Genomic DNA, 11,735 nt, shown 5'->3' with positions numbered 1-11,735 from the left:
TCTCCACATTACATTCCCTCAAATCTCTCGTGTACTGACTTTTGAATTTCTTTGGCTAGAATTTCCGGAGATGACTTATCTTCTTCAATATCTTTAAGGAAATAAGAAATAGCAGAAGCAATAGAACCCTCTTCAAAATCTGAGGTGTCATCTTTACTCGTCAGATTATATTCTTCCTGTATTACCTTTTGAGCAATAATATACAAGGCCGAAGTTATGACGTTTTTCAACATTGGTGAAACTTGGGGCATAGCATCTAACTTTAAATCTTTGGCATCCGGGTGTTGCCGATTTATGTTCAAAGACACGTAGTCTTCGTGAAATGTATCTATGGCCGCATCCTCCCAGTTGCAGTCCACCCACCAAAGCGGCTCGTTCGGATCCGCATGATGCAATATCGGGAATGACCCTCCTTCCCCTTCCAGCAGAAACTTTGTACTTTCCAGTTTTCCAAGCACTGTACCTTTAGTAAGAGGGAAGTGCTCCGCTATGGGCGTAACAGCAAAAAGAATAATTTCAATTACTACATTTCCCCGGAAATAACCACTAGGTATAACAAAATCAATCAGCCTGTCAGTAAGGGGCGGGGTATCTTTTTTAAAACTTGCAAGAACTTTAGTGTACTGTTGTTGTGATTCCTTAGAGAAATATTTAACTCCGAGGCCTATTTCTCCCTCCTCACTTACGAGACCTTCTTTCCCGAAAAGATATTGATGATTTTGAAAGGTGATTCTTTTGCTGTAATGTAAATCATCCTGTGAAAAATCGAAACTATACGTCTCTTCTTTAAGCAATACTTCCTTCGTGGCCCCCTCCGTAAGAATTTCAGGAGTAAACACGATCTCTCTGCCCTCTTTAAAAAAGTACATTTTTGCGGGCGTTTCCTGATAACCTGTGTCTGCAAGCATATCGTCGTTAAGTGTTTTAAAAAATGATATGTTATTCATTTTCCGTTCTCTCCAAAGTTGTGGCTTTATTAATTGAAATCTTCATTTGTATCAACGGATCATCGTTTTCCACGAGAATTTTCCCGTGGACTTCATCCTTACTTTCCGGTAAATCGAGAACTTCCCCGTAGGATCTCCCGAATTCTTCCGTAACAATTGGTTCAACTCCCACATCCTCGTCCAAAATAATTTGTTTTACAGAGAAAGGGAAGCGGGTTTCTATATCCTCTTCCCACTTATCGGCACGTACAGTTCCCTGCTCCGAAAGTGCCGATATCTCAAGCGTAGCCGCATTTTTCCCGGTAGATTTAATAGAAAAAGATATCTCTGTTTCGTTTATGGAATGAATATTTATACCCTGAATTTTGTAAGAGAAATCTTTTCTGCCGCCATGAGGCGCTCCTCCCCCGGCTTTACCTCCGGCCCTACCACTGCTCTTGCCATATCCACGCGGGGGCAGAATGGCCTGACCGACTATATTGCTAAGCTGGGCATCCCGTTGAGTGTCAGTCGGCTTATCTTTCCGTCCTATTTTATTGTTTATTCGTTTAGTAAGTGTCTTTTGTATTCTGTCCACCAGGTTTAACCGGTGACCCTGGTAAAGGTAGTCCACCCAGGACCGGTGGTCGGCTTTTTCGGTGTTCCTCAGATAAGCTTCAACATTAGGGGCTCCTTCTCTGAAGTGAACATCAGTTATTTCATTGTTAGAGTTCGGAACGAAAATACCTATCAGGTAATGATGCTCATCCTGAGTATTAACTTTATTTACCCATTCGCCGGAGGTATTATAACTTACTATCATACCCGGCATCCGTGTATGACTGATAATGGGATAATTTTCATTTTCTCCGTAATTCACTATATCAAAATATTGATAAGGAGAAGGAAGGTTATCGGGGGGCCCCATCGCCAGTTTATCCTCGTGTACAATCGCGAATGAAAGTTTCCCGGCTTCCGAGTCTTTTAATATACCTCTTGTTTTTATAGTTTCCACATAATGTTCAATCCCCTGAAGCTTTTCTTTGCGACTGTCTTCATCTACAGTTAGATTATATAGATTTTGCATTAAAAGGAAAACCGGCTCCATTTTCTCCCTGGTTACGAAATCATTATTAACTGCGCACTCCAGCCTTCCTCCGTATGGATAATAAACATTATTCAGTCTCGGGGAATACCATCTTTGTACAGCTATTTTCAAGTACTTCTCCACGGAGCTCTCCCATGGAAGCTGTTGTCTCTCCCCCTGTTCGCCGAGTAAATTCTTTTCCTGAATAAAGGGTAGAATCACAGTAGTTCCTGTCTCTTCATTTTTATATGGTTCAATATTAAATGACTGCAAAATAAGATCAATCTCATTTTCATCAGTAATTGGCACCGTTTTGTCTCCTTCACTTCTCCCCCACCAGGCTATGCCTCGTTTTAATTTATGTTCGGAAGTATACGGAATAAATATTTCCTCTTCTTTTTTTTCCTCATTTTCAATAAGACACGCAGCAAGACGGGATTCGTACTTTTTATCTTCGGTCAGGATTCTGGAATAATATATAACCAGCCCAATTCCCGCTCTGAAATAAACTGTTTTACCCAATCCCCAGGAACCTCCGGCACCTTCTTTTTCCTGGGGACGTCCTATTTCATATATTAAATTAAGCAGATTACCCTGATCAGCCCTGCTCTCCATGTCTTCATAGCTTAACGGCCCCGTTAAACCTTCAGTATTGGAATCGCTTATAGTCAGAGCTTTCTGTTCCGTTTCCGTAAAAAACTTCCCTATGGTGTCCTGCAGCCCTTCAAAATACTGAAGGACTTCGTTCTTATTAAAAGTTTTGAGGTTGAGGTCCACCTGGACGTTCGAGAAGCCTTCCCTTTTGGCATCAAGGCTGTTTTGAAGAGCTTCTCTTACCAGCAGGTCGAGAGTGGGGAGCTCTTCGTTCTGAATCAATCGTAACAGTGAACTTCCGCTTTGAGACATTCTGTCCACTTTAGCAATATCAACACTAAGTTCTGTCAAATTAATCATTCCTCTGTTTCAAAATTTTCCTGCGCAGGGTCGATTTTAATCTGCAGGGCTTTCGCTTTAGATCCTTTTCTTAAATCTCCCGGAATAAATATACAAATCCCTACCGGGTCCACAGGCAGGTTTAGATTACTTCTGTTTGCTGCTTCCTGACCGGCCCGTGGTTTCGAATTTTTATCGATACGGTAAATTAACAATTGAGGAGTATTTCCTAGTGAATACTTTTCCCGAAGTCTGCTGACTTCGCTATTTTTCAGTCTGGAAATGGCTTTAGATTCATGTTTGAATTCTTCAAAATGTTTTTTTGGAATATCGGCAACTAAATCACTCGGAGCCCGTAAAACACCAATATTTTTGAAATTAAGGTTTTCGTACTGCTCTTCCTTGCCGAGAGCCGAGCGGTTTACCATTCCTATGTTAAACCCTGCCAAATTCCACACCTTTCTTCTATCGCTTCCGGCTTCCAGAGGATTCCCGGTACCTGAGACCACTACGTTCCATCCGGTGAAGCTGTTGTCTTCCCGATCAGCTTTCTCAAACCATTCACAGAATTCATTTATCCGGTTAAAAACAGTGGAACGTTTGTGAAAGGTCATCCCTTTTGTCAGATATTCCTTAATTATTGAAAAGTCCACCCCTTCATACACAATCGAATTTTTCAGAACAGACTGATAGGGGGCCGGACATTCTTTTATTAGAGATTCAGTCGCTGACACGTTTCCCGAAAGAATCGCGCTGTTATCATGATAATGGATCATCTGGTTGGAAGTACCGGAGAAATCAAGGTCCACAGCCTGAGCACTCTGCATTCTGTTGGCCGCGGTTAACCTCATCCAGCTGACCTTGGGGGTGTTTTTAACCCTTGGTCCATACTCTGCAGGGCGTCTTCCTGTTTTTGCGAAATCATCCAGCTCTTCACGCAGTTCTGCCTCCAGGTTAGATAAAAAGCGGAATTTTTCCCTGGTGTCAGCTGTCATCCATATACGGGGGAAAACTTCATATCCTTTTCTGAAACCGAACCATCTTCCCATTTGCATAAGAGTGTCGGAAGCATTCGGTCCTCTCAGAAAATATGTGCTGACAAGCCCTTCAATAGTAAGCCCTCTGGAAAGAGTACTTCCGCCGATTATAATGAAAGCAGGGGCTTTTTCCGGGTAATTCCTGCTTCTTCTTTCAGGATACGCCAGCCTGATATGAAAATCGTCATTTATACCGTTTTTTGAACAGTTATCTATGCAGAGGTGCATACCCTCGTGATAATGAAGATCACCATCATCCCCGAGCATAATGTGTGAAACATTTGTTTCAATAATGTTTTTAATCTCTTCTTCTATTTCGTCAAATGGAGGGTAGGTATTTAAACCTTCTTCTTCGACAGGATACCCAGGTACACTTTCTTTCAGGGAAGCCGGGGTGAAAGCAGCTGTCTCTTTTTCATAAACTTCCCTGCAGAACTGTATCTGCTCATCCAGCGGGGTTTCTTTCAGATAATAGTGTATTGCTGCAGCAACACGGTCATGGTGCTCCTGTCTCTGGCTGGTGTGAACCAGCATACTGACCGGCTTGATATAATCAATGGAAGGGTGCCTTAAACTGGCCACTGAAATTATGAACCAGGCCAGGGAGTGTTTCATAGAAAGGGGAAGACCGCCGGACTCTCCGGTTTCCAGATTTTTCACCCTTGTTACTTCTTCCTCACTGATCTCCCGCACAACGTTCATTCCTTCAAACCCTTCTTCTTCCATACCAAAGATTTCTTTAGGGCCAAAATATTCTTTTGCTGTAGGAAGAGCACCTATAAAATCTTTCGGGTACAGCGATTCGGGGGCGGATTCATTTAAAAAGTTTGAGTAAGGGGTAGCCGTATAACTTATATAGTTGGTGGAACTTGGCTGGACCTTCCTGTCATTACCTTCCACCAGATTCACTACCAGCTGATTAATTTTTGCCCGTTCATCGGAATCAATGTTTTTTGTATTAATGCTTGCCTGGTCCGCTTCATCATCAATTACAATCATGTTCATTTTCTTCAACTTATTTTCGTCTTCCTTCAGCCACTGGTTCAGGTTTTTAAGTCTGCCCTGATTCTTCAGACTGACTGTGAAATATCTCTGGGTGTCCCTTTTATTCAGATGCAAAGATTGCAGCCTTTCGTTTTCCGGTGAATTTCTTGAAGGTTTGTTTATAATATTCCATTTAAGGTTACCGGAATGATTCAGATCTTCCCAAAGCCTTTTCTCCGTTTGAGAGCGGAGGTTTTCAATCATCCCTGAGAGGATAACAAAGTAATTCCATCCCCAGTCCGCAGCCATAGCCATTAACGCAGCCATACTCGCTGTTTTACCCGACTGGACGTGCCCCACCATCAGACCTTTAACAACCTTCGAAGAAGTCGCCCCGCTGTTCAGTTTTCTCAGTATTTGAAGGGTGGAGTCTTCAAGTTTGATTATAGAATCATCTGTGAACCCGTCCTCAATAAGTTTACGCTTATATAATTGCCAGGAAGAGTTTTCGTGTGCAGGAACGGTGATCTCGTTCTCCTCTCCCTCATCGGAAATAATGATTGTTTCTTCCTCTGAGATTCTGAGCTTTTCCTCTTCCTTCTCCGCTTTCCTGCGTTCTTCGACAATCTGCTGAAAACTCTCCAGAGTGGTATCCTCAGGGAATTCTCCTGTCATAACTTTTAAATTTATAAAATCATCCAGAGTATACTTTTCTGAATTTTGCAGGAGGATTTCTTCCCAGCTTTTGTCTTTGCTACGGGCGTTCGAAACATAGGCGCGAACGACGTCAAAATTGCTTGCATGAATGTTAGGCATACCGACACCCCTTTTTTACTATTACTGTAATTTTATTAACTATTGCAGGAGATTACAACTAAAGATCATCCCGTTACGTCAATAAATAAAAGCGTTAACAAAAAGTTGCAGCCATAATAATTACTTTTTTTGATATCTGCATGGTTTATAAACTTCTCCGGACAGGAAATGGTACAAAAAAGGAGAATCACTATGGCAGATGTAATTTCCAAAGAACAAAGAAAAAACAACATGAAAGCAATTCGTTCAGTTTCCAGGCTGGAAAGCATAGTAACGAGCGAGCTCTGGAGAAAAGGGTATCGCTTTCGGAGAAATACTAAAGATCTTTTTGGCACACCGGATATTTCAATAAAGAAATACCGGATAGTTATTTTCATTGACTCCTGTTTTTTTCATCAGTGTCCTCTACACGGTAACTTACCGAAGACTAATGCAGATTTCTGGAAAAAGAAACTCGATAGAAATGTGGAAAGGGACCGGGAGGTTAATAATTACTATGAGCAGAACAACTGGAACATCCTGAGAATATGGGAGCATGAAGTTAAAGAAAATCTGGATAATACAATCGATAAAATAGCCGCCTTTATAGATAGGCATAAGTGAACCTCTAACACTGCTGCCTATTCCGTCCCGTACATTTCCTGTGTGAATCTTATAAACTGATCGAGAGACCAAAGTTGTGATTGATATTCCTTAGGGTAACGTTTGTGATAAGGTTTGGGCACTACCAGCTCCAAATTAGCCCTGTTCATTTCATCAAGTTGATTTTTGGATATCCCCTGCTGAAGAGTAATAAGATGTTTTCCCTTAACCCTGTCCCCTTCGGAAAGTACCTGGCGCCACCGGTCCTTACAGGTGGTTTTGGCACCCAGTATTATAAGTTTCTCATCTTCATACATGGGGTCTTTATAGGCCTCGGAAGAAGGGAACAGAAAATCAGGTTTTTTATTTCCTTCCGTTATCCCGGGATTATCAAAGGGAAGATTGAAGCGATTAAAGATATAGTTTACATGGTGTTCAAAACTTCTCCCGGCTCTGCTTTTGCGCCGATTAAGTGCACTATTGGCAAAATCGATAAGTGGCTGCATATCCTCAAATGGTTTTGTTAATTTCTCTCTATAAACCTTTTTCTCTATCTCCCTAAAAACTTTATATTCCGTATCGATCCAGTTAATAATATTCTGATCAGGATTAATTTTGCCCGGTTCGTAATAATCAAACCAGGTGTTTCTTGAAAGTTGCGCCAGGACAGACGTGTCGGGAAAAGCTTCATAGTCTGATATTTTTTCATGAATTATTTCTTCAAAAGAAAGCGGGCCTCCTCCGATGTTTTCACTTTTATAGTACACAGAATTATGTAGAAGAGATATAGAGAATGTGTTTCTGAAATCTTCAATTTCTTCTTCAGTATTAAAAATATAAGTCCGGTATTCTCCTTCTCCTTCAGGTATGAACACGATCAGTGCTCCTACCAGTTCCTGCTCTTCTATTTCAGTGTTACTCCAGAATCTGGTGATTCGGAATTCCTTTTTTGATGTATAATAGACCACTCTGCTTATAAAGGAAGAGTGATTTTCCATATGAATCTTTACTTCGCGTTCCGCTTTACCGGTTGTGGGAATCTCTGTATCAAAGAACATCTCCCATGAATGAATGTTCAGGTATATGCCACTTTGATGTGACCCGTTAGCTCCAACATCATTTGCTGATAAAAATTTACAGAAAAAGCGCCCCCGATCCTGGGACGCTTTTATAGCTTTTTGAAGAGTGTCCTGTTTACTTTGCCACACCTTCTTCACGCTCCTTTTCCAATGAATTTTCTATTGGAGCATTACGTTCAATAGCATAAATCATATTTCGGGCGATCCTTTCTACAACAGGTACAGCTACACTGTTTCCAAACTGCTTATATGCCGCAGTGTCACTCACGGGTATCTGAAAATCTTCCGGGAAACCCTGCAACCGGGCGCATTCTCTCGGAGTAAGTCTTCTCGGATTTCTGTCTTTACCCTGAGGAATCAGTATTTCACTGCCATCTTTATGATACCGGGCGGAAAGCGTCCTTGTATGCGAGTTGAAATCGGCAAGACCATAACCAAAACCATTCCCTTTTTTTAAATGTTTCTCCTTATAGCTTTTCAGATAACTCCATAGTTTATCGGATAAAGTATATTTATCATCAACTGTTTCCTCAAGAATATCTCCCAAAGTGGGTCCATTTTCGGGAATAGAGGGATATTCAAATTTTACAGGATTTTTAAAACCGACTATATAAATTCTTTCTCTATTTTGCGGGACCAGTCCTTTAGCGTTTATAATCTTATCATAGACTGTATAACCCAGCTCTTCTTCCAAAACTTTTTTTATTACTTTGTATGTCCTGCCTTTATCATGGCTTCTGAGGTTTTTGACATTTTCCAATAAAAAAGCCTGCGGTTGTTTTTCTTTTATAATCCGGGCAATATCAAAAAATAAAGTTCCCTGGGTTTCATCAAGAAAGCCGTGTTTTTTCCCCAGGCTTGTCTTCTTGCTCACACCTGCCAAAGAAAAGGGCTGACACGGAAACCCGGCGAGCAGAATTTCATGATCGGGGACTGCCGCAGCCTCAACCTCACGAATATCTCCTGCAGGTTTTTCCCAAAAGTTAGCCTCGTAAGTTTCTTTAGCTTTATTATCCCATTCACAACTGAACACACATTCTCCATACGGTTCGAAAGCCAGTCTTATTCCTCCGATTCCGGCGAAGAGATCTATATACCTGTATAACATTTAGGTTCACTCACCCTTCAGCTACTGCTAATATAGTATATTATAACAAATAATGCCTGCATAGATGTGAAAGACGAATTACAAAGTCAAAATTCTGAACAGGAAGGGGAGACGGCATGAAAAAAGCAATACTATATTATCGCTCTTCAACAGACCAGAGTAACGAGCAAGTGATTGAGTTTATTGAAGAACGTCTCCCTTTCCTAGAAGAAAAATACTCTATTCAAGGCGTATATATTGATGGAAGTGATATGAGGGAGGAGTTTGAAAACTTGGTCCAGCTGGATTTAAGTTTTTTAGATGCACTCATCTTAAACCGGAATCTCAGTGACGAATTTGATGAGATTTTATTACAGGAAATATCCAGGAGAGAGAGCTTCAGTGTAGTATATATATCAGATTTCCTGAAGTAGTAAAAGCTCCTTCTGCTACACAAAATCTCTCCTGGTATCATTTCGGGAAAGTTATGGACCTAAAAACAACTTTTTTCGTTTACGCAGCATAAAACAATATTAATCTTTATAGCGGAGTATACCCTTTATAATTTTTAAGTGTCTACTTTAGAGAGAACATGTCATTCAGGTTCGGCTCTTTCGGTGAATTTTATTATTCATTAAAAAATCAGCTGTTCTAATTCTCTTGGGTATTCCGTAATAATTTCAGTTCCATCCTCTCTCAACACGACCGTATCTGAATGCCTGAAACCTCCCACGCCAGGTACGTAAATCCCAGGCTCTATACAGAACACCATCCCCGCTTTCAGTTCCAGGTCATTATCGAATCGGAGATATGGTTCTTCATGCTGTCCTATGCCGATACCGTGTCCTGTTCTATGTGAGACGTATTTTTCTAAACCAGCTTCGCGGATCACTCGTAAAGCTGCTTCATCCACCTCTTTAGCAGTGACGCCGACTTTAATGAAGTCGAGAGCCGCGTTGTGAGCCCGGAGCATGACATCGAACACTTCCTTTTGTTTTTCTGAAGGTTCACCGACAAAGTAAGTTCTTTCACACTCGGCACGGTAACCGTTCAGGCCGACCTGTCTGCTGTGTATAATGATGTCTCCTTCTTCCAATTTTCTCGTATTTGAAAAAACGTGAGGCATATTCGTACGTTCTATGCCGGATGGAGACATGACAAAGTAGTCTAATGTCGAATTTGTAAACTTCTTAGAAATTTCATCGAACAGAAATTGATTTCCAAAATAATCAATGTCGACCTCAGAAGCTTTGATGGATGAATTCTCCAAAGTATTCTTTAAAGCACCACTGACCAGGTCACCGGATGTTTTGATCGCTTCAATTTCTTCTTCTGATTTAATCGATCTTAAATCGACTACGTCCTGTTGTATATCTTCGATTTCAAACCCTTGGCTCTGAAGACTCATAGTGAAGTCAGTCGGCAGTGAGCTGTATTCAATCCCTACTTTGCTGTTGTCGTTTAATTTTGAAAGTACGTCATTAAATAACGCTTTATAATCCGTACTTTCCCCACTACTGTTTCTCACTTCCTGGTAAATATAAAGTGAATCAACATCCGTTTTTTCTTTGGCGTGATTTTCTTCTACTTTAGGTATGATTAAGCTTTGTTTATTTTCTTCCACGACCAGGATCATCGGTCTGGAGTAAGTGATTGCTTTTAACCCGCTGAAATAATACTGATTCTCAAAGTTGAATATAATCGCTGCATCCAAATTACGGGCTTTCAGAACTTCTCTTAAACGCGCCACCCTGTGTGATGTATTCATTACTCCGTCCCTTCTTTCCTACTACTGTTTTTTTTATACGTGAATAGCGTAACAACAATAAGTACGATAATCGCTACCGGTACAGAAACAATGACAGAATTTATACCTGTAGATTCTACATAGAAAAACTCCCAGAACAGTGTAACGATCAGTCCGGTTATCATAGAACTTAACCCCGCCGATTTAGTAACCTGCGGGAACAGGAATACTGCCAGCAATGCCGGAGTGATACCTGCCCCGTATACTGTGTAAGCATACATTTGTACTGAAAGAACTGTCGGGAAATACATAGTCAGTAAGAAGGCGATGACACCTAATACAGGGATAAGCACTCTTGTATAAACTAATTTTTGATGATCATTTATATCCTTTTTTATGTATTTCGCAAAGAAATCGTAAATCACGCTTGTTGCTGCAGATAAAAGATACGAGTTTCCTGTTGTTACGATGAAAGCTGTCAATGCGGCGATCAGAACGCCACCTACAGCTATAGGCAGGACACTTGTTAAAGCGATGACTGCCATTCCGGGATCAATATCCGGGAAAAGGGAGCGTGAAATGAAAGCAAGAAGAGAAATAGTCGGTGTGGCAATAATAAGACCGATAATCCAACCTGCTGTTCCGCGTTTTGTAGTTTTATCATTATTTGAGGCAGTGATACGCTGATAGATATTCTGATCACCGAGTAATAAGAATAATGTTGGTAAATAATAGCCCATCAATTGCAGGAAGCTCAATCCACCTGTAAAAGAAGTGTGGCTTTCCGGGACGTTCGCTATAATCTGGTCCCAGCCTCCGCCGACAGAGATAGCAAGAGGGACTGCGACAACCAGTCCAATGATAACCATAAAAGCACTGACTGCGTCTGTTGGAGCGACGGACATCAACCCGCCGATACACGCCAGGAAAATGATGATAACTGCACCAATAATGGTACCCGTCTCAGGAGTAATTCCTGTGGACACACTTAAAATAAAGCCGAGACCCTGGAATTGATAAGAAACAATACCGACAAATGCCAAAATTATAATGATAGCTGCAAGCAGACTTGACCATCTTCCATATTTAATCTCCAATATCTCTGCAACGGTGTGTTTTCCGTAATGCTTAATTTTAGATGAAATGAGAAAAATCGTCAGTATTCCGAGCAATGACGGAATAGTACTCATTAGAGCTGGCCAAATACCAAAGGAATAAGCCATGGAATTCTGTCCACCTGTGACAGAACCGCTCCCTACCCACGTAGCTAGCAAAGTTCCCATCAAAACAATCGGACCAAGTGATTTCCCTGCGAGTATGAAGTCATCACTCGTATTGATTTTCTTAGAATAATACACGCCGAGTAATAGCATAAAAATGCCGTAACCGACGACAAACCAAATTAACATTGGCTGATTTGTAAGTTCCATAAACGTAACCCCTTTTCAATCGAATAA

At 41.1% G+C, this 11,735-nt stretch carries 9 protein-coding genes; 2 read left to right on the top strand and 7 right to left on the bottom strand.

The genetic code is table 11. The features are described from left to right. Positions 1 to 8: 8 nt before the first annotated feature. The 3 genes from BW931_RS10905 to BW931_RS10895 are packed head-to-tail and all read right to left on the bottom strand — an operon-like array spanning position 9 to position 5,783. Positions 9 to 947, bottom strand: a complete 939-nt coding sequence (locus tag BW931_RS10905; RefSeq protein ID WP_076572279.1) for a hypothetical protein — start codon at positions 945 to 947, stop codon at positions 9 to 11. Further along, a complete protein-coding gene (locus BW931_RS10900) occupies positions 940 to 2,967 on the bottom strand; it encodes a hypothetical protein (protein ID WP_076572278.1) in 2,028 nt (675 codons plus the stop codon). Before BW931_RS10900 ends, BW931_RS10905 begins: the two co-directional genes overlap by 8 nt. Further along, positions 2,964 to 5,783 carry a Z1 domain-containing protein gene (locus tag BW931_RS10895; RefSeq protein WP_076572276.1) on the bottom strand — a complete coding sequence of 940 codons (2,820 nt, stop codon included), beginning with the start codon at positions 5,781 to 5,783 and terminating at the stop codon, positions 2,964 to 2,966. Before BW931_RS10895 ends, BW931_RS10900 begins: the two co-directional genes overlap by 4 nt. Positions 5,784 to 5,975: 192 nt before the next feature. On the opposite strand from BW931_RS10895, the gene BW931_RS10890 reads away from it, so the two are divergent. After that, positions 5,976 to 6,386 carry a very short patch repair endonuclease gene (locus BW931_RS10890; protein ID WP_076572274.1) on the top strand — a complete coding sequence of 137 codons (411 nt, stop codon included), beginning with the start codon at positions 5,976 to 5,978 and terminating at the stop codon, positions 6,384 to 6,386. 17 nt (positions 6,387 to 6,403) lie between these two features. On the opposite strand, the gene BW931_RS10885 is transcribed toward BW931_RS10890, so the two are convergent. Then, positions 6,404 to 7,573 carry a type II restriction endonuclease gene (locus BW931_RS10885; RefSeq protein WP_143541880.1) on the bottom strand — a complete coding sequence of 390 codons (1,170 nt, stop codon included), beginning with the start codon at positions 7,571 to 7,573 and terminating at the stop codon, positions 6,404 to 6,406. Beyond that, a complete protein-coding gene (dcm, locus tag BW931_RS10880; RefSeq protein WP_076572272.1) occupies positions 7,560 to 8,552 on the bottom strand; it encodes a DNA (cytosine-5-)-methyltransferase in 993 nt (330 codons plus the stop codon). The genes BW931_RS10885 and dcm overlap by 14 nt, the downstream gene beginning before the upstream one ends. 116 nt (positions 8,553 to 8,668) lie before the next feature. Between dcm and BW931_RS10875 the strand changes: the two genes are divergently transcribed. Beyond that, positions 8,669 to 8,965 (top strand): hypothetical protein, encoded by a 297-nt coding sequence (locus BW931_RS10875; RefSeq protein WP_076572270.1) that lies wholly within the window; start codon positions 8,669 to 8,671, stop codon positions 8,963 to 8,965. 200 nt (positions 8,966 to 9,165) lie between these two features. Here the strand turns inward: BW931_RS10875 and BW931_RS10870 are convergent, their stop codons facing one another. Further along, on the bottom strand, positions 9,166 to 10,299 hold the full coding sequence (locus tag BW931_RS10870) for a M24 family metallopeptidase (protein ID WP_076572268.1): 1,134 nt from the start codon (positions 10,297 to 10,299) through the stop codon (positions 9,166 to 9,168). Next, on the bottom strand, positions 10,299 to 11,708 hold the full coding sequence (locus BW931_RS10865) for a sodium:solute symporter family protein (RefSeq protein ID WP_076572266.1): 1,410 nt from the start codon (positions 11,706 to 11,708) through the stop codon (positions 10,299 to 10,301). The genes BW931_RS10870 and BW931_RS10865 overlap by 1 nt, the downstream gene beginning before the upstream one ends. Between the last annotated feature and the right edge of the window lie 27 nt (positions 11,709 to 11,735).

This window comes from Salimicrobium salexigens, assembly GCF_900156705.1.
Classification (GTDB): Bacteria; Bacillota; Bacilli; order Bacillales; family Halobacillaceae; genus Salimicrobium; species Salimicrobium album.
This window is presented reverse-complemented; position numbering and strand designations above follow the sequence as displayed.